This is a genomic window from Tessaracoccus coleopterorum (assembly GCF_011174705.1).
In the GTDB taxonomy this organism is placed as follows: Bacteria; Actinomycetota; Actinomycetes; order Propionibacteriales; family Propionibacteriaceae; genus Arachnia; species Arachnia coleopterorum.
Genome location: NZ_JAANIJ010000001.1, coordinates 1,781,377 through 1,802,935 on the forward strand (window position 1 = coordinate 1,781,377; position 21,559 = coordinate 1,802,935).

Sequence of the window (21,559 nt, forward strand, 5' to 3'; positions counted from 1 at the left end):
GGATCTGCAACGAACCGACCGATTCGCGGACAGAGCCCCAAAGAAGGCGGCTGGGCCTAGATGGCCTCCGCACCGTCTCCAGGATGCAAGACGCGTGACGCTACTGGCCCGGACGGGCCTCCCGCGTGTCGTCACTGCCATCCGTACTTCGGTTTCGGCTCTGGCCTGCCCCACCCGACCCGCTCCTCGTGGGTCCACTGCGGCGGCGCCCCCGCGGGAAGTTGCGACGCGGGTCGGTGGCCCCGAGCAGGCCGCGCGCCCACTCGACGAACTCCCCGGACTGCCCGTCGGTGCCGACAGGGACCTCGTCCAGGAACTCCGTTAGCCCGCGGTGCCGGGCCCAGGCGTCGGTGCGCTCGTGCAGCTGGCACTCCCACTTCTCGTACTCGTCGCGCAGCTTGCCGATCCGGTGAGCCTCGCGTCGGCGGGCCTCTTCCTCCTCCTCGCGGATGCGTTGCTGCTCGGCCAAGTGAAGTGCTCGCTTGGTAGCGTCCTCGATCACGTTCAGGATGTCGACCAGCTGGTGCTCCACCGTCTTGCGGACGCCGTCGACGAACTTTATGTCCGTCTTCCGGTTGTTCTCGGTGAGGTGAAGCCGCAGGCGCCCGGTGCCGAGGTAGTCGTATGCGGGCGGGTGGACGTACTTGCCAGCTGCCCGGTCGGCGGCCTCCTTGGGCGTGTCCTGGTGCGGCTCGCGCTTGGTGACCTCGTCGAACACCAGGCCGATGGGTGCATGTCCCGCGTCGATCAGAAGCAGCGCCTGCGTGTCGTAGCCTATGGTCTTCCCGCTCCAGCGATCTTGGTGCGTGGTGCCCAGCACCGGCGTGATCGTCCAGCCGCGGGCCAGAGCCTCCGTGACCAGCGAGTGCACGATCAGCACGCAGCGGCGGCGTGCGAACTTCGGCAGTCGCCCGGGTCGGTCGCGGATCTCCTTGACTGCAGGGTGCGGCCGCCGTACGACCTGCCTCAGCGGAATCTCGGCGGCAGGCTCCTCGGCGACCGGCACCCCCTCCACAGGGTCCGGTTCCCGCTCGGATTTGGTGATCCGTGCGGCCGGCTGCTTCTGCTTCGCTGGCCGGGGCCCCGTGGAGCTCGGACCGGTTCCCCGGCCTTGGGTGGGTAGGCGCCATGCTCAGCGAACCAGCGGCCAGCCTCAGTCAGCTCGGCCGTCCAGTAGCCACCCTTGCGACGGACGATCGCGAGCTTCCGGGCAACCAGGGCCTGCACGCTTGCCTTCATCCTCCGATCAGGCGGGTCGGCGGTTTCCCCTGCCGCCAGCCAAGCCAGCGCCTCTCGTTGGGTATCATTCACGGGCCGCTGTGACATGTGCCTCAGTCTGCCCACGCTGCACGCCGTCGGAGAGGCGTTGCCGACAACCAGGTCACGCAACAGTTCGAGCCCATACGCCGGAGCACCGCCCGATTCACGAGCAGCTGGGCCCGACAGCCCTTAGGTGCCAGTGGATCAGGAGAGTCCTGATACCCAGTTGTTCATCTCAGTGTTCACAAAATCGCCAGAGTAGACGTTAAAGATGCCGGGAAGTACGCGGACTGAGAGTAACTGTTGGTTGTGGTCCTCAAGGTTCTGTTGGAACCCGCCATCCACAGAGATGGGATGCCGCCCTGCCCTGCCTGTACTCGCCGACTCTGTCAGTCTGCAAGACTACCCATACGCGCTTGTGGCACGGCAGGCTCAGCGGACTGCCCTCCGACATACTCGGGCAGACAAGGGGAGGAGACCGAGGTGGGGACGACACCTGTTGCGCAACTGCAGGAGGCCTTGGAGCAGGCTCAGGCCCTGCCAGTCCTTTTCGTGGGGTCGGGTTTGTCACGAAGGTACCTGGGCTCTCCCGACTGGGATGGCCTGCTCGACCACTTCGCGAGCTTGACAAACCGACCCATTTCCTATTACCGGGGCGCGCTGGAAACGATCGGCCTAAGATTGCTAGCATCATCGCCGATGAATTCTATGACGTGTGGTTCCGCGAACCCGAATACAGCGAATCTCGCACGCTTTATGAGTCGGACGTCGAACAGGTGGCCGATCCGCTTAAGTTTGAGATCGCCCAGTACATCGCAAATCACGATGTGATCTCGGATCCAGGAATAGCGGCTGAGCTAGACGCACTAGGTCGTGCGCGCGCACATGCTGTGATAACGACCAACTGGGACACAATGCTCGAAACGCATTTCGAAGGTCTCGAGGTGTTTGTGGGCCAGCAGGACGTGCTCTTCGCGACCACTCAAGCTGTCGGCGAGATTTACAAGATTCACGGTTCGGTCACTGATCCCAAGTCGCTGATCGTCACCAGCGAGGACTACACGCACTACTGGGATAGGAACCCCTACCTTATCGCGAAACTCCTAACCATGCTGGTCGAACACCCCGTTCTCTTCATCGGATATGGTCTCGGTGATGCGCACATCAACAGGATGTTGGAGAATTTGATCACTTGCTTAACGGCCGAGCAAATCGAGGTCCTTAACGATCGCCTTGTCTTCGTAAGACGGACGCAAGCGGGTGACGAGAGCGTGATGCAACGCGGATCTATGACCGTGGGCCCACACACGCTGACGATCCGCGAGTATGTGTGCGCGGACTTTCTTGAGCTGTTCTCGATGCTAGGAGCGCTGCCCGAACGCTTCCCCGCCAAGCTCCTGAGGCGACTGCGGCAAAGTGTTTACGAACTCACCTTCTCCACTGAGCCCAGCGGTCGAGTCCACGTCCTCCCCATCGACGGCAAAGACATCGATGATGTTGAGATCGTTGTTGGGGTAGGGACAATGGAGCGGCTTGGAGAGAAGGGCTACTCTGCGCTTGGTCGTTCAGACATCTGTCGGGATATGCTTACCTGTGAGACCGACCATAATGCTGAGCGGCTTGCCAGTGACCTCGTCCCACGCCTTCTTCGCGGGGCCAAGTTTGTTCCCGTCTACTACCCCCTATACCTTGCGGGCCTGTTGGATGAGGCCGGAAACCCCACAGATACCGCGGGCTTGCCTGCGAATGGCCGGGCCTTGATCAGTGGGTCGACAAAGCTGACCCCCTACGTCGTGCGCGATAAAGCGAAGCGTCAAAAGCAGACGTTCCGTGAACTCCTCGAAGAAGAAGACAAGAATGTGGCTCTAGAATACGGACTCGTATGCATGTACGAGGTGGCGGACGTGGTCGCACTGAAGGAATTCCTGCTTGAGAGAGTACCCGCGACCGATCCGGTGAGCACCCCTCTGGCCAAGCTGTGCTGCAAGTATGACAGACTTGTCTACGGTCCAGATTTCGATGGGGATCGTGGGGACTTGTACACAGCGTTGGGCGTCAGGAGAGATAGACGTCGAAGGCGCGAGGGCTAAACCTGCCTGTTCACTGTGGCACCCGTGGGCGCCATACAGGATGTCACGACGCGACTTGACCAAACCCGCTTCGCACTGACGCCTCATCCATCGCCTTCCCGAGTGTCCATCGCTGTCAAGACGCCTTCTTCGGCGTGGCGATGGTTGGGCGCCGTGAGAGAGACTTCAAGCGCCGTCGGAGCTGAAAGGTCGATCCGCAGTCGTTCGATCTCGCTCGCATCACCGTCGGTGAAACGCGCCTTCATGAGGGCAAGCATGTCCTCCTGCCGCGGCTGGCCGAAGGTCAGCCGGTACAGCGCCACGTCCCGCTTGACGTTGTCGAGGTTGCTTTCGTCCCTACTCAGGGGTACGGGCGACGTGACGCTCGATCCGGTGCTCTCCCGGGTAGGTCCAGTGAGGCGCGAAGGAACCGAGACCATGATCTTCCCGCGACGCCAATTCGTACAGCTTCGCCCAAGGGTTGGCTGCCCCGCTTCTGCGCGCATCATCGCCGTGTCGGGCCGCAAGGTTCCTCCGGACAGCCAGCCCGTCATATCGGTCGACCCGCCCCTCGCGCTGCTCAAAGTCGATGGGGTTGGGCGGGGTGTTCCAGTGGTAGACGCTCCTGCTCCACCAATGAAAGTCAACGCCTTCCTGCCCGATGGATGTGGTCGCCAGAACGAACGGATGGAACGGACTGTTGAACGCCTGACGCACGACGGGTTGTCGGGCGCTCTCCTCGTTCTCTCGACGCCCGCCGAAGCGGAGTGCAAACCGCGTGGAGAAGCGCCGCCGGTACCCCGCGTCTTGATCGGTCGGGTCGAACACCTCGACGGTCGACGAGCGCATCTCCAGCGCCACCGAGGCCATGCGGGCGATCTCGAGCAGGAGTTTATCGTCGACAGGCGGCGACCCGAGGCTGACGTGGAGGTGGTGGAGGTACTCGTCGAGGGTTGCCTGCAGGTTCCCCCACGCGCAGTAGGTGACGATCTTCCGCCAATACGGCTCCACGCCAGGAACGAGTTGATCCAGGAGCAGGATGGCCTCGGGACGTGAGAACAGAGTGCGTAAGGCGCCTGAAAGTCGCACCGCGGCCACCCATCGGCCGCTGACGGAGACGCCTGGCTCACCAACGGAGAAGCGTGACAGCGCTCGGTACGCAATGTTCCCCGGGCTGTGGATGGCCACGTCGGCCACTGCCGCGAGTCCTTCAGGAGCCAGTCGACGGTCCTGGCCACGCCCCGGATCTGTAGAGCGAGCTCCACGTGCTTCTGCTGGCGAGACCGGACCATGGGCACCTCATCGCCTGACGGTGGCTCGTCCACCAGGTCCTCGTGGCGCTCGAAGGCGGCCAGCACTTGGCGCTCGTCCAGATCGTCGGGACAAGGCTGAATACGACAATGAAGATGATGCACCCGCACCCGACGACTGGGGGCGGCTGGAGCAACGGTTCCGGCCAGCGAATCTCGTCATTATTGACGAGCCAGAAGCGGCGTTGCATCGGGCTGCAGAGCGGCACATGGCTCTCGGCCTGGACGGCCTGACCGTCGTCGGTCCTCAGGTCGTAGTGGCCACTCACTCGCCTGAGATCCTGAACCGGCCCGAGGTCAGCCTGATCCACGTCCACCGCCACCGAGGGGACCCACCTCAACCAGTCAGATGCCCAAGTTCGACCTCGAGGAGTCCTACGCTGAGCTGGGCATGCTCCCCTCAGACCTGATCGGTATGTATCGGGTCTTCTTGTTGGTTGAGGGCGAACACGACGAAATCGTGGTGCGCGCTTTGCTTCCGGATGTGCTCGAAGCGTCGCGAGTGAAGATCGTCGCCATGCGCGGAGGGGCCAAGCTTCCCACCACTGTAGAGAGCCAGTTGTTGTTCGACATGACCACAGCGCATGTCGTCGCGCTGCTGGACAACGTGGCAGCCAGCGAGATCGACGCAACCTGGTTGGAGGCTCAAGAACGCTACCTGAGCGGAGACGCCGACCTAGCCATCGACTACCTCACCGGCCAGATGCGGGGCCGGAAGGGCGAGGAGTACCAGTGGATCTCCCAATGGTTGGCTAGAGCCTTGAAGAAGGGCGTCCACGAGAGACTCCTCCCGTATGGACTGGCCGCACGAGACATCATCGAGTACCTGCCGGCCGAGGCCATCGTGCCCAAAGCGCACAAGTCGTGGGTTGAGTTACGCGCCGAGCATGACGCAGCCAGGCCTGGCCTGGACCGCTCGAAGGGCCTGCACGACTTCAAGACCTGGCTGACCCGCACCTACGCCGCCGACGTCAGCCCTCAGGCGATACGTGCAGCAGCGGCCACCGTCACCGACATCCCCACCGAGTTCCAGAAACTCCGCTACCGGCTACGAGAGGTCGCTTCCCGCCGGCCCTGACCGCTACGTCAGATCCGGCAACACCGGGTGCGGTGTCTAGCTTCCCGAGCTCAACAGCAGAGCCCGAGGTGCTCCTAGTACTCAGCTGCAGAGTGTTCGCCCCGCATGGCCAGACACTTTGCGCTGACGTACCCCGTGGCCCGCCGCTTGACCGCGGCTCACGCGTCGGTCTCGCCGAGCTCGCGCAGGTCCTTGCGGCATTCCGCAACGATCCATGCGACGAAGCCGGGCCTCTCCTCTGTCCGGATGTGTGCGTTCTGGATGAAGATCGAGCAGCCGACGATAGCCGTGTGTCCGTATCGCCCTCGGTAGAACGTGCGGGTCATCCCCTCGCGGAAGGTTGCCTTCCTGCTTCGGCGCGTTGCTGGATCTGTTCGGCCCGTGTGGCGCGGGCGTTGGCGGTGGCGACCTGCTCGGCGGCCTCGCTGGAGACCGCTTCGAGTTGCGCTTCGACGGCTTCCGGATCTCCGACGGTGCGGAGCTCGTCGACCAGACTGCTGAGCTGCTGGCCCAGGTGCTCGATCATCCCCGAGACCTGGCCGGTGATCATGCTCGCCCGCTGCCGCGCCGCGTCGACCGGATATGCCTCAACCTGTTGAGGCCCCTCCGCCAACCTCTGCCGCGCACGCCACGCAGCCGCCCGAGTGTGACCAGGGTCGTCGCAATACTCCGGCGGACGGCCGGTGCCATCGGACGGCACCGCCGGCTGCTCACACCCGGAACCGGCACATCTGCTGATCAGTCTGCTGAGTCTCGGCGTCACGACAGCACGTAACGTAATGACGTAACGCTACGTGACGAAAGCTGCATCAGTCCGCCTGAGACTTCGTCGCGGGTCACCTGTTTGTGCGCCTGGACGCCGAAACGGGTGTAGGAAGGTGTCTATGTTCCGTGCCGATGATGTGATCGAGCTACTGCCCGGCCTCGCGGGGAGCGCCCCGTCTTCCACTCCGAAGCCGACTTCCAGCAGGCTCTCGCGTGGGCGATCCACGTGGCGCATCCCGGCCTTCGTGTGCGGCTGGAGACCCGGCCGGTGAAGGGCGCGCACCTCGATCTGCTCGTCACTGACCCGACCGACGGCGGATCCCTCGCGATCGAGTTGAAGTACCTCACCGACAAGTGGGAGGGCGAAGTCGATGGGGAACAGTTCGCCCTGCTGCGGCAGTCTGCCCAGGACATCCGCGGCTACGACTGCGTCAAGGACATCGCCCGCGTCGAGAGACTCGTGGCGGCTGGATACGCGAAGGCCGGCCTCGTGCTCATTCTCGCCAACGACCCTTCGTACTGGCGAGCCCCTACACACGATCGCGTCACGAATGCAGACGCGTTTCGTCTCCACGACGGCCTGACCCTCACCGGCCCGCGCGCCTGGGGCCCGAGAACCGGGCCAGGGACAAGCGTAAGTCGCACCACACCCATCGACCTAGCGGGCATGTACACGCTGGCATGGCGGGACTACTCCGAGCTGCCCGGAACGCGCGGCCGGTTCCGCTACCTCGCCGTCCCTGTCACGTAGCTTGCCAGTCCCTGTTGCGCGGCCAGGGCGCATCGTTGGACGTGCCTGACCGCGGTGCCGGGCCGGACCCGACCCGACACCTGACCGGTGGTGGTGGCGACAGGTAGCGCCAACCGAAATCTCATCTCCCCGGCCTGTGGTGGAGGGCTACGCTGCGAAGACCTGGACCGGCCCGTCCTCGTGCCGGATGATTGGCGCCGACCAACCTCACGGGCAAGGACGTAGTACCTGGGACACCTCCGAAATCGTCGCCCCAGAGCTGTGGGAGAAGTTCCTACGGAAGGCTGACTGATCATGGCTATGGACACCGAAATCATGAACAAGATTCTCACCGAGCTGGCCTTCGGGACCCTGAAGGCCGACTCGCGGTACGTCATCAACGAGGAGACCTCAAAGTTCTGGGACCAGTTGGTGGTAGAGATTGCCGCCATGCCGGAAGGGGCCATCATCGACGCCCCGTCGGAGATGCCTGACTTCCTGCCGCCCAGCGTTCCACCGATGAAGTGACCGAGCCCCTCACCCTCGCCGCCTAAAGGACGACTGGGTGAAGGGCCTGGCAGGGAAGCTCGGGCTGAGCCTTCCTTCTGATCTCGCCGAGCCGTGGGAGGCCCCGGATTACAGCTCGCAGGCCACCCCGACCGCGACGAAATGACATAACGTGGCTTCTCGGCCAGTGTCCCAGCCAGGCGGAGCTCGCCCCCGCGATAGGGCTGGTTCGCCATGCGGCATGGCTCTTGTTGGATAATGGCGACATGGACGAAAGCCAGCTCCTGCTCCCCACCGTCGATGAGTATGTCCGAGCCTTCGAAGCAGCGGATCGCGCGGGAAGATCACTCCGAAGCAGCGGGAGATGCTGATCTTCCATCACTCGCAAGCAGCGCGGGCAGTCTCGGCGAGGGTCCTTGCGGAGTCGGTCGGCTATGCCAACTACAACGCGGCTAATCTCCACTACGGGAAGCTGGGCGGCACGATCATCGAGGCGCTTGGTGGCGTCTACGGGACACCGAGGTTGGCGTCCTCGTAGACTTCGTGCACCCGAATCAAGCTGCAAACGCTGAATTCCTGTGGGTCATGAGGGAGCGGGTGGCGATCGCTTTGGAGGAGCTTGGCTGGGTGCCGAGGGTATCCAAGTACCTCTACCCTCACGCGGCGCTGAGGCTTCCGCGTTCGGAATAGTAGCCCCGGTTGTTGGGGCAGGGATCTCGCGCCCTCGTTGATTCAGTTCGATGGATTCTCATGAATGACCACGGCGACGAGGGTCGGGCCGTCGCGGCCTTCAGGGTCGTCTACTTCGACGAAAGGGAGGAGCAGAAGTGAGCGCCACCGAGCCAGGGGTGGAGGGATTTGCTGCGCTGATCCCCGAGGAAATGTTGGACGTTCCGGGACACGCGTTCTACACCGGCGAAGCGGGCTTCACTGGTCAGAAACCCCTCTACCTCCTGGGTCTCAACCCCGGCGGGGACGGCGCTGAGACAGTCCGTCAACAGTTCCAGCAGCTCAAGGTCGCCCACAGCGCCTACTCGGCCTACGTCACGCACACGTGTAAGCCGGCCGCCCGCATTGACCACAACGTTCTCCACCTGCTTCGCAAGGTGTCCCTCCAAGCGACTGAGGTTCCGGCGAGCTGCCTGGTGTTCTCTCGGACGCGTGCTGAGGCGGACATTGCTAAGGAGTTCGACAGATTGGCCGCGCTCTGCTGGCCCTTCCACGAGGCCGTCATTCGTACCCTCGGCGTGAAGGTCGTCGTCTGCTTCGGCAAGAGTGCCGGCGAGTTCGTCCGTCGGCAGTACGGCGCCCATCACGAGATCGACCATTTCACTGAGCGGAACAACCGCGGTTGGCGGAGCACGACACATCGTGCTCCTGGGGACTGAAGATCGTCACCGTGACTCATCCGTCGCGTGCCGACTGGCGCAACCCGTTGGCCGATGTCTCACCACTGGTGGCGCGAGCACTCGAGGACGGCCAGAAGCTGTCCTGATTCATTTCCACGGTGAAGGCTTGACGCCATCGGTGGGTAGCAGAATCCACCCACCGATGGCGTCAACGTGTCGTCCGCTGTGACACTTCAATGCCATCCCCCGCGACATACCGGGGAGATGAGCGTGCTCTAAGCGCAGGTGGAGCCGCGCTGGTCGGCGGTCAACGCCAAGACGCGAGGGCTGTCCCTCACGTGCATGTCATTGCTGTCACATGGATGTCATCCGCTGTCACGGACGATGTCCAACTGTCATCCCTCTCGTCACCCAACAGGTGTCAAGAGGTGTCTGAGGGGGCGCGATCGAGATGAAGTGACATAAGGTAGGTTCTCGGCCAGGAGTTCCACGGCGCTGTCGCCCTGCAGGTGCGACCCGCGCGTGATCGGCGCCGAGCGTGACATGGTGGGATGCGGCGTCATTCCTTCTGACACGGCATCTCAGCTAGGAATATGGCGACGAGGAACCCGATGTCACAGCAGTCGGCGCTGAGCGAAGGCTGCGCAGCAGGTAACGTGATGCGCACGGCGCGCAGGCGAAGGAGTTCAGGAGTGGTGCGATTCACCCTCGAACTGCTCACCGGCCTCGCCGTCGCGGCGATCGTCACCGCGATCGTCATGGTCACGATGTTCTACCTCGGCCCCTGGGCCGATCCACCTGGGATGGACGAACTCTGGTGGCTGCTCGCTGCAGCGGCGGTCCTACTCGCGTCTTGGCGATGGTGGGCACGCCGACGAACACCTTGAACACGTGAGCACCACCCATCGCGGCAAGAGCGGATGGATCATCCTTTGGCTGTAGGGACCTCGACCGGGGTCAGGATGAGCCCTTCGTGGGTCACCGTGGATCCGAGGACCGCGTCGGAACGGTCCAGGAAAGTGACGTCAACGTTCCCCAACCGCGTGAATCTCACCGTGTCCCGAGCGGATCTGATACGTACTCAAAAAGGCCGCCGAGATCGATCAGTGCGCGAAGGATGGCACGGTCGTAGCGGTAACGGTGCAAGACGGCGCGCGGGTGCGGTCGCGGGTACCCGGGACGCGCACCGACCCCCTCTTGGCGGGCGGGAACCAGCCATGCAAGCTCGAGTGTCAACGGGTGACTAACGTCACTGTCGTGAAAGAGCAACTCGATGGTCGTGGCCCTGGGCCGGAGCGATTGCATCCATGCCACTTGGCCCGCCCGGTCCAGGCCGGGGATCGCAAGAAGGTCAGCGTTCGTGCTCACCAGCCCTCCTCCATCCAGACCACCAGCCTCGCCTGAGCGTAGGGGAATCTAACCATCGGAACGCGGCATGACCGGATGTTGGGGGCGCCACCTTCGGCGCGTCGCTGGTATTGATGGCCCCGGCGAGCCAGCGATCCGCATCCGAGCGTCAGAGGCGTTTCAGAGGCGAGGGCGCCGAGGCTGTCGCTGATCTGGCCCGCGTCCGTGAGAGGGTCGATCAGGAAGAGGTCGAAGCCAGCGACTTGAGAGACTCCCATCGAGAGGACCGTGCGCGAGCACAACCATGACTGAGTATGCGGATACATCACCCGGCATTGCGCTAGTCGCTCTGCTGCTGCTCCCCACGCTGGTCATCGCTTCTACGACGGCCAGCCTGGTGTCCCTGCGGCGCGTGGGTCTAGCCCGACACCGGTGGCGACTCGCCCTGACAGGAGGCCTCCTCGCGCTCACGGTCTTCGTCATCATGCTCTGGGCTCCCGTAGTCCCGCAGGAAACGGGCGTCGACCTGTACTGCGATCAAGCCTTCCTGGCCATCACCTTGCACGGTTCATCCGGTAATGCCTTTCCGCAGTGGGCTGTCATGTGCAGATCAGTCGCCGTTGGGCACCTGGTTGTCAGTGCCGGACTTACCGTCGCGTGGTTGGCATGGTGCCTAGTTCAGAAGGTCCGTGGTCGGAGGCGCTGAGCGGATTCCTGGTGTCCCGCGTGAAGGCCTGCACCAGCTGGAAGGCTCGTGCTGTGCGGCCTCCACCGCCAGGTCCGTCGGAAGGAGAGGTTGAGTCACGACGCTGGCGCGTTGGTCGTGAACGACCAAGGTGGTCGAAGTCGGAGTGCTGGGTGAGTTGGTGCGTTTCGCGACACCCCGGCCCCGATCAGACAGGTGGGTGGCAGTTGCGAAGAGACACGCAGCTCGCCGGTGCAGGCAGTGTCCTTCGGCGATGCGAGAGTGAGTTCGTCGGTGGTGGACCCGGTCAGGTCTACAGTCTCGTCATGGACAACAGGGGCGTGGCTTTGATTCTTTCCTGCTTGGTCGGCGTCGCGTCCACTACCGGCTGTGCGCTTCTTGCGGAGGAGTATGCGCGATATCCCTCGCCGGACGGGGACCGAACCCTGATTGTCCGCACGTGGGCCGACTGGATCGACCCCATGTACCCACTGCAACTCAAGCACGGCTGGTTCACCACCGACTTGGGGTGCGTCAATGGTGACTACAGCGGAATCAACTCAGTTGAATGGCTCGATAACGCGACACTCCACATCGATCTGAGCGACGGCGGCGCCGGCGATATCCCGGTTGTGCTCCGCTTCGACGGTGAACTGACTATCAGTGGCGATCCTGACGACCTGCTCCACTCGTGCTGACATCCCTCGGGTCCGCTGACTCAACCGAACGGCCAGAGCCGGGGGTCAGTGCGCCGGCTGCGAGAGTGCGGAGCCGGTGTCTGCTCCGCTCAGCGGCAGACATCCGGATGTTCAGACTGTGCGGATGGGGTCTGGCTGGCCGGTGCTGAGAGGATGGGCGTGTGAGTGACATGCGTCGGAGACCGGGCAGTCTGCCGGTGGCGGTGGCAGGTCTCGTTGTGTCTCTTCTGCCTGGGTTGGCGGCGTTCCTGCCTGGGGTTGCGCGTGTGGTGTGGAACCTTGGTGATCCCATCCAGCGGACCTATCTGACGGTCCCGCGGGTGGCGCTGCTGATCTTTCTCCTGGCTGTTGTCCTCGCGCCCTTCGTGGGAGCCGTCGCCTGTCTGGTCCTCGCACATCGCCGTGGCCTCTCGTGGTCGAGCGCGGTGTGGGTGGCCTCGCTAGTTGCGCTCGGGCTGGGCATGTTCGCGGTCTACGCGGTGTCCATGACCGGAGGTGGGTTCTGATGCGCCTCCACGGCGGCTGTCTCAGGGTGGTCGCTCATGGTCGCTGCGTTGATCGGGATAATGCCGCTGTGAGTGTTCGTGTGCGGGGGATGGAGCTGTGGCCGGATGGCGGTCGAGTCGGCCGGCCCTGGGTCGAAGGGGCGCGAGGCGGTGATGCCCTCGCCCGCGCGGGTGCGCCGATCAAGACTCAACTGGGAGAACTGCTGACCGGCCATGAGATTCGGCTGCGTTCGACACTACTGAGGGTCCAGGTCGACGATGTGCCGGCACCTGGACCCGCAGTGGTGGTCACGGTGTTCGACGACATCCCAGGCGGATTCGAGACGGCGCGGGTGGCCGTCCCTGACAGCGTGGCCGATCTGGACCCGGCGGCCCGGTGGTGGCTGGCGTTGCAGGTACTCCTGGAGACCGCCTCAGCACTCCAACAAGGAACCGGAGACGGGTTCGATCGGCAACAGATCGAAGCCGAGATGCTGGCACGCGGAGCAACGGCGGTAGCCGCTTCGCGGTGGATCTCAGCCCCGGGTCGCCGGCACCGCGCTCGTGTGTTGACAGTCCTGCCCGTGGACCAGCCGCGGCGGAGCTGGATCGACGTCCTAGACGCCCGCACGGGCCAGCTCGTGGGCGCCAGCCCGACCGCCTCGGCCGTGGAGGCCGCGGCTAGTTTGCCCCTCAGCCCCGCGGTGGACCAGCGCCACAAGCGTGTCTACCTCGTTGCTCGTGGATCACGGTGCGCTCACCCTGGACGTCGAGGAGCTGACCGTCGACCTCGATGCTCTGTCTCCAGCACAGACAGCCCCTCAGTGCCCCTGGCTACCGCGCCCGCGACCCCACCCATCGAGGTGCGCCATTTCTCCACCAACGATCCGACGCGTCCCAGCGTGGTCGAGTTCGGCGGCATCAACGGTGAACCACATCGCCTCTCAGCCGCGCACCGGCGCGCCTGGGCGCCCTGGAACCCGCCCACGGGCCCGGTTGACGTCCTGGTGGAAGACCTCCGGCCTAGCGACCCTCCACCTCTCAGCCTCCACCACCACGACCGGAGAGCCTGCGCGGGTGGTCACTCAGCGCGACGGCCGCGACCTGTGGGTGGACGTGGCAATCGACCCCAACAAGCCCAGCAGCTCGAACCGGACGAGGTCGCCCAACAGGCACTCCGCCAGGCTGTCGCCAGCGCGGCCCGCCGCGCCAGAATCCCACCCTGCACCATCTAGGTGATCCCCACCAGGCACGACAACCGCCTCGACGCGGCAGATCCGCGCGTTCCCTCGGGCATCCAGCTGGTGCTGGACCCCCTGTCTGCTGTGACTCCTCGAATCCCTGTGATGCAAGCACCGTGGAGTGCTCGCTGGGCACAGCGACCCACCCTCTTGCTAATCCCGAGCGCGCACCCGCCCTCGGAAACTGAGGCCGCGACGGCCATGGAGCACGACAGCCGCAGTCATCAGTGCCAGGATGATCGCGAAGTACACCCCGTAGACCACGAGGTAGATCACGAGCATTTGCCACCCCTGTCGTCCCACACGATGAGGATCGGAAGGATGGTCATCGCCGCAGCCGTTACCCCACCGGCTACGAGGGCCGCCCATCCAGAGGGTGGACGCCAGGCCAGATAGGTGACTCCCGATAGAGCTGCCAGCACAGTGCAACCCAGCGACAGGCTCGACCACGCCAATGGCGTTTCGACAGGTCCTCCCACCACCAGGTGGGCCAGGGTAGGAACCGCCAACATGATTCCCGCTGCCGCCACGATGGCTGCAGCAAATCGGGCGGGAAGGGGAAGGCTTCTTCATAGCAACAGCATGGACCATCCCAGCCAGCGACCGAATAGAGCCCCGGGAAGACATCTCCGCCTCGCGCGCCGGGGCCCTGTTCTGGGCCACGGACCGGTCTATCGTCGCGTCTTCTTATTACTGAACCAGCATGACAGCGGCAAGAGCGGATGTATCATCCTTTGGCTGTAGGGACCTCGACCGGGGTCAGGATGAGCCCTTCGTGGGTCACCGTGGATCCGAGGACCGCGTCGGAACGGTCCAGGAAAGTGACGTCAACGTTCCCCAACCGCGTGAATCTCACCGTGTCCCCGAGCGGATCTGATACGTACTCAAAAAGGCCGCCGAGATCGATCAGCGCGCGAACGATGGCACGGTCGTAGCGGTAACGGTGCAAGACGGCGCGCGGGTGCGGTCGCGGGTACCCGGGACGCGCACCGACCCCTCCTGGCGGGCGGGAACCAGCCATGCAAGCTCGAGTGTCAACGGGTGACTAACGTCACTGTCGTGAAAGAGCAACTCGATGGTCGTGGCCCTGGGCCGGAGCGATTGCATCCATGCCACTTGGCCCGCCCGGTCCAGGCCGGGGATCGCAAGAAGGTCAGCGTTCGTGCTCACCAGCCCTCCTCCATCCAGACCACCAGCCTCGCCTGAGCGTAGGGCATCTAACCATCGGAACGCGGCATTTGCGGATGTTGTCAGGCGACGGGGTCGAGCCTGCGGACGGTGGGTATTCCGGCGGCACGCTCGGCCGCGAGGTCATAAGCCGACTGCAGGGCCAGCCAAACGCGGGCGGTACCAACGCCTGCTCCCTCCAGTCGAACAGCAAGGTTGGGGCTCACGCGGGCATGGCCGTGCAGGACTCGGCTCAACGTCACCCGGGAGATCCCGAGCCTGGACGCGGCCTCCCCGACACTCAGCCCGAGGTCGGCCAGCACGTCCTCGCGAAGGATCTCGCCGGGATGGACCGGGTCCTCATCACCATGTTGTCCACCTCCTGGTCAGTGGTAGTCCTGATAGTCGACGAGTTCGACGTCGCTCTCAACGAAGCGGAACGTCACTCGCCAGTTGCCGTTCACCCAGATCGACCAGTGCCCGGCCAGGTCCCCTTTGAGGGGTGGGTCCGAAACGACGGGATCGCGAGGTCGTCGGGGGTCTGTGCCACGTCCAGCAGCGACAAGATGCGAAGCAACTTGGGGATGTGAGTCGCTTGAACACCCTTCTTCGAACCGTCGCGATACAGCCGCTCCAGACCCTTGTGCCGGAAGCTGACGATCACAAAAACCATCGTATCGCGTAGCGCTACACGATACAAGCCCGCCCACGCCCTCAACGACCACCAGCGGCAGATCAGTGTGCTTCCGCAACGCGCCGCGCCTGCCCGCAGGCGGTCCACGGCAGTACTACGTTGTGCTTGCGACCCCGCTGGAGCCATAGCTCTCTTCGCAATGCTGAGTTGTCTGGGGCGCCGTCCCATGTCGTTGGGTCGACCGAGATTGGTGGTGCCTGCTTGAATCACCACCGCGAACTGCGGGGGCCCCGAGACACACGTCCTCAGCCCGGCACCAAACGTAGTAGCTACCAGCCCCCACTCAGGAAGACTCCCAGGGCCCGCTCTCCTTCGTCGAAGCCGTAATACCGTCGCTTCCCGCAGCGCGCGCACTCCTGATGGTTGGGCCTCCCGTCCTCCGTGTTGTGACGGGTGAGAAACCTATGCCATCCGATCCGGCACAGCAGCCTCTTGGACATAGCCGCCTCCTACTCGGCGGTGCATTACGAGCCCCCGGGGCAGTGGTTACGGCCCGCCGCCCAGGAGATCTGCCACCTGGGGATGCTAACTTATGGCGGATCGCCCACACCATCGGCTGCCCTGACAAGAAGTGGGATCACTTCGAGTGGAAGCGATGCAGACTTCCGACGCCCTGGCATAGGCCCAAGCCGAAGCGCGCTGGCAGCGACACTAGAGTGCGCTCACGGCTCTAGACCAACGGCAGCCAGCGTGCCCAATTCGTCTCGCCGTGCCCCAAGACACGAGCCGTCCCAGCTCCAACGGGCTCCTCTGAATCACCCTGTGTGTATCACGAGGACTTCGGCGTCCGGTGGCACTGGGCTGGTCATCTCAGGGACGAGCGCCCGCGCGATGACGAGAGCGGCTGGGTCCCTATCTCGGACTGATGCAGCTGGCGCCGGCCCAGCGCTGGTCGAGCAGATACTCCCCTCGTTTCCAACAAACGTGAGGAGATCGCCTGCGCAAACGTGACAACCTCACATCGGCATGAGAGTGAAGCGGGGGAGTGTCCAGGGAGGCCTCCGGCCGGACCCGGCGACGATTCGAGGCCAAGCCCGCCGACCTCTTCAGAGAGGGAGTTGGGTGGCTGCGTTTTCTTCCCAGGCGTCTTCGATGCGGGTGTAGATCCCGATGGAGGCCAGGTCCTTGTGCCGGGTCTGGCGGGCGATCTGCAGGGAGGTGGCGCCACGTTTCGCGGCGTAGGTGACGAACCCGCCCGAAGGGAATGCGCCGAGAAGCCGGTGGCGTCGAGACCGGCCCGGGTGACTGCTTGGGTGATCAGGCGGGATAGTCCGTCGGGGGTGAGGCCACGGGCGCTGACGCGGTTGCCTTTGGAAATAGACCGGAAGACCAGGCCTTCGGTGATGCCGGCGACGGTGAGCCAGTGGCGTAGCGCGGTGACGGGGCAGTAGTCCTGGCGGGCACCCCAGGGAGGACCACGAGCTCAAGGTCGCCGGTCTGGTTGGTTTTGGAGTGGGTGAGCTCGATCACCAGGCCCCGTTCGTGGGGTTTGATCTGATCTACCTCGAGGGCGGCGAGTTCGGAGGCGCGCAGCGCGGACACGAACCCGAGCAGCAGGAGGACCCGGTCCCGGATCCCGCTGAGCGAGGGCTCGTCGTCGCGGGTCTTCCATTTCGTCATTTCGGGGCAGGCGTCGACCACGTCGAGGAGGAGTGGGGCATGAGGGGCGGGCCTGGTCCGGGGTGCCCGAGTTGTCGGCGGATCCCTTCCCAGACGGCGATCACGCGTGCGGTCTGGGTGGGGTCGGGATGGTTGCGGACCTTGTGGGCGAACCGGATCGTCGATAGACGTCGGCTGATGGTGCCGACCTTCGCGCCGGCGGTGGCCAGCGCGGAGATGTAGCGGGAGATGGCGATGTCGGTGGCGGGCAGCGCCGTGTGGTGGTTGTCGCGGCACCAGGTGACGAACTCGGTCCAGTCGGAGCGGTACCCGCGCAGCGTCGACGAGGCCCTCGACGCCGAGGCGAACGCGGCCTCGGCCGCATCCAACGACAGATCTTCCGGCAGCAACATCCCCGCCTGCTGATCAACGGCGACCAGACCACCAGCCGTGCCCAGGGCCCCTGGCTGGCTTTCAGACATGCGACTCGTCGGGGTGCTCGAGTTGCTCGGCGAGCCAGGTGCCGGCGGCAGCCTCGGCAGCCGGTTTGGCGGCTGTCAGGGTGGGCTGGACGCCGCGGGCGATGCGGGTGACCTGGTCGGTGCTGCCGGTGCGGTAGACGGTGAGCGTCCAGGTCCACCGGCCGGCGGTGCCGCGCTGGGCCATCAGCTGCAGATCGTGGCGCTCAGAGATCGGCAGGTTGACACCCCACGCCGTCTTCGGGCCGGAGCGGTCGTGGCTCCACTCGTACGGGGCAGCGGCACGTCGTCGCGGGTGACGAGTTGCTGTCGCCGAGTGGCCATGCCTGGATCCTACCGTTATTACATCGGATTCTCTGGATAATCCGATGTAATAGCCGGTCTCTAGTTTCGCCAACGCAGTGACGTGAAACCCGAGTCGAGTCTTGGAGACCGCGGGTGGGGGTCCCCACAGACATCGATAAGCAATTTTGCCCCATCCTCTTCCATGTAGAACACATACGCCAATTCCGGTGCGCTGCGCCCCGAAACACTCGCAAGTAACACGGCGAAAGCAAGCAGCACCCCTCCAGCCCGTACCCCTGTCAGCACTTGTAGCCCCCACCCAGAGGATCGCTTCTCTTTCGTATCGATTCTTGCATGCCTCCCGGCGTCTACGCCCGCGGCTGAGGGATCACGACCGACTACGTCAACACCCTCGCGTCATCGTCGACCAGGAGCAGCGCTCACGACCGAGCGCGGTCTGGCAGACCGCAACCGAGCAGCAGCCGTCCGGTGATCTTCGTGAGACCCCGGGTCACAGACTCCCCCGCTCGATTTCGAGAGGCACATTGAGCATCTCCGCTAATAGGGTTCCGCGCCGAATTCCCCCTTCCAAGTTATCGACTCGGAGCGTAGAATGTCGCTCCCGTGTCGCACGCTAGTCACCAATGTGACGGTACATCCGGATAGCAAGCTCACGCCGCCAGGAAAGAGTCGAACGGAACGGATCTCATCTCGGGGTACCCAACGATCACCCGAAAAGGGACATATCATACGAACGCCGGAACCGATCGCAATAGCAACGTTCTTCCTAATCCCCAACCACACCATGATCGATCCGCCTCCGATAACTAGGACCCCAGTCAAAATGGAAGTTACACTCGAGGACTCAGACAGAATCACCACTCCGATGGCGGGGAACAGCCCACCAAGGGCGAGGATGGACCACTCCCGATAACCGATGATCCAGAGTTGATCCGAGCTCTTCATCGACGTCTCGATGCGTAGGGTCCGAAATTCGCTACACCAGATGCAGCAGCCATGAATGATGATGCCGTTGCTCGGCGGAAGTATCCACCTCGCGCTGCTCGGAAGTTCGGGAGAACGCGTGGCAACACCGTTGCCTTCACCCGTCGAGCCACCACGCCAGTAAATCGGGCATAGGTAGACGTCATCGTTTTCACGCCCCTGAAGGCGGTCCTCCCGTACTTGGCAAACTGAAATGCGCCTCCCAGGCCGAGGGTGGCCCCGGTCACAATAGCGTCCCCAGGGTCTGTCAAACGAACGGTGTAACTGGGTTGTGTTGTCATGCTGGTCTGGGCTGCTGAGGCGGCCGTCGAATCGGATGTCGAAAGCGTTGAGGGCTTCCTTCCATCTCTGGGTCCAGCGGGCCCTGCCTTTGCCTGTGGGGTCGAGCGCCATGACGGCGAGGTAGACGCACTTGAGCGCGGCCTACTCGTTGGGGAAGTGCCCGCGGGCTCGGACGGCCTTGCGGATGCGGGCGTTGACCGACTCGATCGCATTCGTGGTGCACACGATGCGTCGGATCTCGCGGTCGAAGCCGAGGAACGGGACGAACTCGGCCCAGGCATTCTCCCACAACCGCACGATTGCCGGATACTTCTCGCCCACGCTTCGGCGAACTCGAGGAATCGTTCCTCGGCCTCGGTGAGGGTCGCAGCCTGGTACACGGGCTTCAAGGCCGGGAGATGGCGTCCCAGTGCTGCCGGGCGGAGTACTTGAAGCTGTTGCGCATCAGGTGCACGATGCAGGTCTGCACGATCGTCTCCCTCCACACCGTGTTCACCGACTCGGGCAGCCCTTGAGGCCGTCGCACACCACCATCAGGACGTCGTTGACGCCGCGGTTCTTGAGCTCCGTGAGGACCTGCAGCCAGTACTTGGCGCCTTCCCCACCATCTCCTGCCCACAGGCCGAGGATGTCCCGGTTGCCCTCCGTCGTCACCGCAAGGGCGACGTAGATGGGCCGGTTGGCGACCTGGCCGTCTCGGACCTTGACGTGGATCGCGTCGATGAACACGACCGGGTAGACCGGGTCCAGGGCCGGTTCTGCCACTCCAACATCCCGTCGAGCACCTTGTCGGTGATCGTGGAGATCGTGGTCTTCGACACCTCCGAGCCGTACACGTCGGCCAGGTGAGCGCTGATGTCGCCGTGGGTCATGCCGCGCGCCGACAAGGACAAGACGATGTCCTCGATCGACCCCAACCGGCGCTGCCGCTTCGCGACGATCGTTGGTTCGAACGTTCCGGCACGGTCTCTGGGGACGCCGATGGTGACCGGGCCGGCCTTCGTCAGCACCGTCTTCGTCCGGGTGCCGTTGCGGGCGTTGCCGTCCGCAGAGGCGCCCTTGGTGTGTTTGTCGTAGCCGAGGTGGTCGGTGATCTCGCCTTCCAGCGCGGACTCCAGCACCAGTCGGGTCAACTCGGACAGCAGGCCGCCCTCCCCGTCGACCGACAGGCCCTGGCGTTGCGCGTCACCCACGAGCTGGGCGACCAGCCCCGGTCCACCACCGGCGGCCGAGTCGCCTCCGTCATCACAGCCACTCCGGCTCCCTCCACCACAGCCGCTGGGGCCGTCTCAACCTGCCTGCTCATCGTGCTCCTCCTTGATCGGAGTTACACCGTTGACCGTACAGTCCCGCACTTGGGGTTCATTGGGGCACAGGAGGGGATGCCATTCCCACGCCGCCCGGAAGGAGCGCTGCCATGGCTCAGAGCGACCGTCATGAGGCCCGCGTCAGAGTGCGGAGCCAGCTCATCAAACGCCACGAGGCACTCATGGCCCGCGAGGCGAGGATCCGCGCAGAAGTGCTGGAAGCGGCCGCCGCCATCCTCACGCGCGACAGAGCCGTGCTGGAGGCAGAAGCTCGACTCGGCCAAGCCCTGGGGCGCTGACATCCAATGAGGGAATGCCGGTCGATGAGGCGGCAGAGCTGTGCGGACTCCCCGTCAAGGAAGCCAAGCGGGTACTACGCATGCGCGGGATGGCCCGAACCAGCAGGAACTGGCAGAAGAGGTGGCCCAATCATGAAGCGCACCGTGCTTGACGTGGCGGAGCTCATCGGCAGCTACGGCCGATTCGTCTCATATCCCCAGGCGGCGGAGATCACCTCCTTGAGCGTCCGATCACTCAAGCGGGAAACCGCCGCCGGCAACCTGCCCTGCTACCGCTTGGGAAGCGCACGCGTCTACCGGCTCAAGACAGAGGACGTCGCCACGTTGATTCAGCGCGTAGCCTGAGGCCCGCCGACGCTGCGAATCGCCACCGCAGGCTGACCCGCAGCGCCGACGTCGGGTCAGTGGTCGTGACGCTGCGCGCGAAACTTCCTGACCCTCAATCAGCAACACGGCGAGGCGGTGCTGCGTCGTGTCTCTGCGCAGGCACCGACGGAGGCTGACCGCGCGCGTCGGCCCGGGGTCGGCGGCCGAAGATGGCTATGCGGTGATCACGCCTACCGATGACCGCGATAAGCGCGCCAAGTACTTAGTCGCCGACGATCCCTGCGCGGCCAGTCAGGGGACACGGCGACCGGGCAGTCAGCAGACGTGACACGAATCTGCCGACCGATGACCGCGGATGCATCAGTGAGCTCGGCGGCAGCCCGAAGGGTTCCATCAACCACCGATCCGCTCGGGAGAAACGTCCTCTATTTGTCCTCTCCCGAAGAGGGAAATAGTAAAACCCTAGTCACCTAGGGTTTTTTGGTGGGCCTAACTGGACTTGAACCAGTGACCTCTGCCTTATCAGGGCAGCGCTCTAACCGTCTGAGCTATAGGCCCGCTTACCGTCGAGAACTCTAGCGCACAAAAACG

The 21,559-nt window shown here is 64.1% G+C and carries 21 protein-coding genes, 1 tRNA gene and 2 pseudogenes; 11 read left to right on the forward strand and 13 right to left on the reverse strand.

Annotated elements, in window-relative coordinates; translation table 11 throughout:
- Window positions 1-100: 100 nt before the first annotated feature.
- Window positions 101-1,006: a hypothetical protein gene (locus tag G7085_RS11515; protein WP_197511060.1), complete on the reverse strand. Its 906-nt coding sequence runs from the start codon at window positions 1,004-1,006 to the stop codon at window positions 101-103.
- Between the two features lie 1,030 nt (window positions 1,007-2,036).
- Between G7085_RS11515 and G7085_RS11520 the strand changes: the two genes are divergently transcribed.
- Window positions 2,037-3,350, forward strand: coding sequence for an SIR2 family protein (locus tag G7085_RS11520; RefSeq protein ID WP_331715624.1), 1,314 nt, complete (start codon window positions 2,037-2,039; stop codon window positions 3,348-3,350).
- An 83-nt stretch (window positions 3,351-3,433) separates the two neighbouring features.
- Here G7085_RS11520 and G7085_RS11525 read toward each other — a convergent pair whose 3' ends face one another.
- Window positions 3,434-3,652: a hypothetical protein gene (locus G7085_RS11525; protein WP_197511062.1), complete on the reverse strand. Its 219-nt coding sequence runs from the start codon at window positions 3,650-3,652 to the stop codon at window positions 3,434-3,436.
- 34 nt (window positions 3,653-3,686) lie between these two features.
- The gene (locus tag G7085_RS11530) at window positions 3,687-4,526 is read right to left on the reverse strand and encodes a hypothetical protein (RefSeq protein ID WP_197511063.1); all 840 of its coding nucleotides are present in this window, start codon (window positions 4,524-4,526) and stop codon (window positions 3,687-3,689) included.
- 137 nt (window positions 4,527-4,663) lie between these two features.
- On the opposite strand from G7085_RS11530, the gene G7085_RS11535 reads away from it, so the two are divergent.
- On the forward strand, window positions 4,664-4,873 hold the full coding sequence (locus G7085_RS11535) for a hypothetical protein (protein ID WP_197511064.1): 210 nt from the start codon (window positions 4,664-4,666) through the stop codon (window positions 4,871-4,873).
- Window positions 4,874-4,988: 115 nt separating this feature from the next.
- Window positions 4,989-5,717 carry a hypothetical protein gene (locus G7085_RS11540; RefSeq protein WP_197511065.1) on the forward strand — a complete coding sequence of 243 codons (729 nt, stop codon included), beginning with the start codon at window positions 4,989-4,991 and terminating at the stop codon, window positions 5,715-5,717.
- A 158-nt stretch (window positions 5,718-5,875) separates the two neighbouring features.
- Here G7085_RS11540 and G7085_RS11545 read toward each other — a convergent pair whose 3' ends face one another.
- Window positions 5,876-6,043 carry a hypothetical protein gene (locus G7085_RS11545; RefSeq protein WP_197511066.1) on the reverse strand — a complete coding sequence of 56 codons (168 nt, stop codon included), beginning with the start codon at window positions 6,041-6,043 and terminating at the stop codon, window positions 5,876-5,878.
- Window positions 6,040-6,243 carry a hypothetical protein gene (locus G7085_RS11550; protein WP_231979440.1) on the reverse strand — a complete coding sequence of 68 codons (204 nt, stop codon included), beginning with the start codon at window positions 6,241-6,243 and terminating at the stop codon, window positions 6,040-6,042. The genes G7085_RS11545 and G7085_RS11550 overlap by 4 nt, the downstream gene beginning before the upstream one ends.
- A 507-nt stretch (window positions 6,244-6,750) precedes the next feature.
- Here G7085_RS11550 and G7085_RS11555 point away from each other — a divergent pair.
- From G7085_RS11555 to G7085_RS11585, 7 genes are all read left to right on the forward strand, one after another.
- Window positions 6,751-7,233 carry a hypothetical protein gene (locus G7085_RS11555; RefSeq protein WP_197511068.1) on the forward strand — a complete coding sequence of 161 codons (483 nt, stop codon included), beginning with the start codon at window positions 6,751-6,753 and terminating at the stop codon, window positions 7,231-7,233.
- A 315-nt stretch (window positions 7,234-7,548) separates the two neighbouring features.
- On the forward strand, window positions 7,549-7,740 hold the full coding sequence (locus G7085_RS11560) for a hypothetical protein (protein ID WP_197511069.1): 192 nt from the start codon (window positions 7,549-7,551) through the stop codon (window positions 7,738-7,740).
- 343 nt (window positions 7,741-8,083) lie between these two features.
- Window positions 8,084-8,257: a hypothetical protein gene (locus G7085_RS11565; RefSeq protein WP_197511070.1), complete on the forward strand. Its 174-nt coding sequence runs from the start codon at window positions 8,084-8,086 to the stop codon at window positions 8,255-8,257.
- A 289-nt stretch (window positions 8,258-8,546) separates the two neighbouring features.
- Window positions 8,547-9,107: a hypothetical protein gene (locus G7085_RS11570; RefSeq protein ID WP_197511071.1), complete on the forward strand. Its 561-nt coding sequence runs from the start codon at window positions 8,547-8,549 to the stop codon at window positions 9,105-9,107.
- Between the two features lie 572 nt (window positions 9,108-9,679).
- Window positions 9,680-9,955 carry a hypothetical protein gene (locus G7085_RS11575; protein WP_197511072.1) on the forward strand — a complete coding sequence of 92 codons (276 nt, stop codon included), beginning with the start codon at window positions 9,680-9,682 and terminating at the stop codon, window positions 9,953-9,955.
- A 1,471-nt stretch (window positions 9,956-11,426) separates the two neighbouring features.
- Complete coding sequence (locus tag G7085_RS11580; RefSeq protein ID WP_197511073.1) at window positions 11,427-11,798, forward strand: hypothetical protein; 372 nt, start codon at window positions 11,427-11,429, stop codon at window positions 11,796-11,798.
- Window positions 11,799-12,118: 320 nt separating this feature from the next.
- A complete protein-coding gene (locus tag G7085_RS11585; RefSeq protein WP_197511074.1) occupies window positions 12,119-12,304 on the forward strand; it encodes a hypothetical protein in 186 nt (61 codons plus the stop codon).
- 2,470 nt (window positions 12,305-14,774) lie between these two features.
- Here G7085_RS11585 and G7085_RS11590 read toward each other — a convergent pair.
- The 7 genes and pseudogenes from G7085_RS11590 to G7085_RS11615 form a co-directional block, all read right to left on the reverse strand.
- Window positions 14,775-15,038 (reverse strand): annotated as a pseudogene (locus G7085_RS11590) (HigA family addiction module antitoxin); the annotation flags it as partial.
- A gap of 39 nt (window positions 15,039-15,077) precedes the next feature.
- Window positions 15,078-15,179: a type II toxin-antitoxin system RelE/ParE family toxin gene (locus G7085_RS34855; protein WP_408647206.1), complete on the reverse strand. Its 102-nt coding sequence runs from the start codon at window positions 15,177-15,179 to the stop codon at window positions 15,078-15,080.
- Window positions 15,152-15,553, reverse strand: a complete 402-nt coding sequence (locus G7085_RS34860) for a type II toxin-antitoxin system RelE/ParE family toxin (protein WP_408647096.1) — start codon at window positions 15,551-15,553, stop codon at window positions 15,152-15,154. Before G7085_RS34860 ends, G7085_RS34855 begins: the two co-directional genes overlap by 28 nt.
- A 1,089-nt stretch (window positions 15,554-16,642) precedes the next feature.
- A complete protein-coding gene (locus G7085_RS11600) occupies window positions 16,643-17,005 on the reverse strand; it encodes a site-specific integrase (protein WP_197511077.1) in 363 nt (120 codons plus the stop codon).
- Window positions 17,002-17,397: a site-specific integrase gene (locus G7085_RS11605; protein ID WP_197511078.1), complete on the reverse strand. Its 396-nt coding sequence runs from the start codon at window positions 17,395-17,397 to the stop codon at window positions 17,002-17,004. The genes G7085_RS11600 and G7085_RS11605 overlap by 4 nt, the downstream gene beginning before the upstream one ends.
- A gap of 61 nt (window positions 17,398-17,458) precedes the next feature.
- Window positions 17,459-17,860 carry a hypothetical protein gene (locus G7085_RS11610; RefSeq protein ID WP_197511079.1) on the reverse strand — a complete coding sequence of 134 codons (402 nt, stop codon included), beginning with the start codon at window positions 17,858-17,860 and terminating at the stop codon, window positions 17,459-17,461.
- A 1,172-nt stretch (window positions 17,861-19,032) separates the two neighbouring features.
- A pseudogene (locus G7085_RS11615) lies at window positions 19,033-20,243 on the reverse strand (IS256 family transposase); the annotation flags it as partial.
- Window positions 20,244-20,773: 530 nt separating this feature from the next.
- Between G7085_RS11615 and G7085_RS11620 the strand changes: the two are divergent.
- A complete protein-coding gene (locus tag G7085_RS11620; RefSeq protein WP_197511080.1) occupies window positions 20,774-20,986 on the forward strand; it encodes a hypothetical protein in 213 nt (70 codons plus the stop codon).
- Window positions 20,987-21,449: 463 nt separating this feature from the next.
- On the opposite strand, the gene G7085_RS11625 is transcribed toward G7085_RS11620, so the two are convergent.
- Window positions 21,450-21,526: transfer RNA gene (locus G7085_RS11625), tRNA-Ile, on the reverse strand.
- Between the last annotated feature and the right edge of the window lie 33 nt (window positions 21,527-21,559).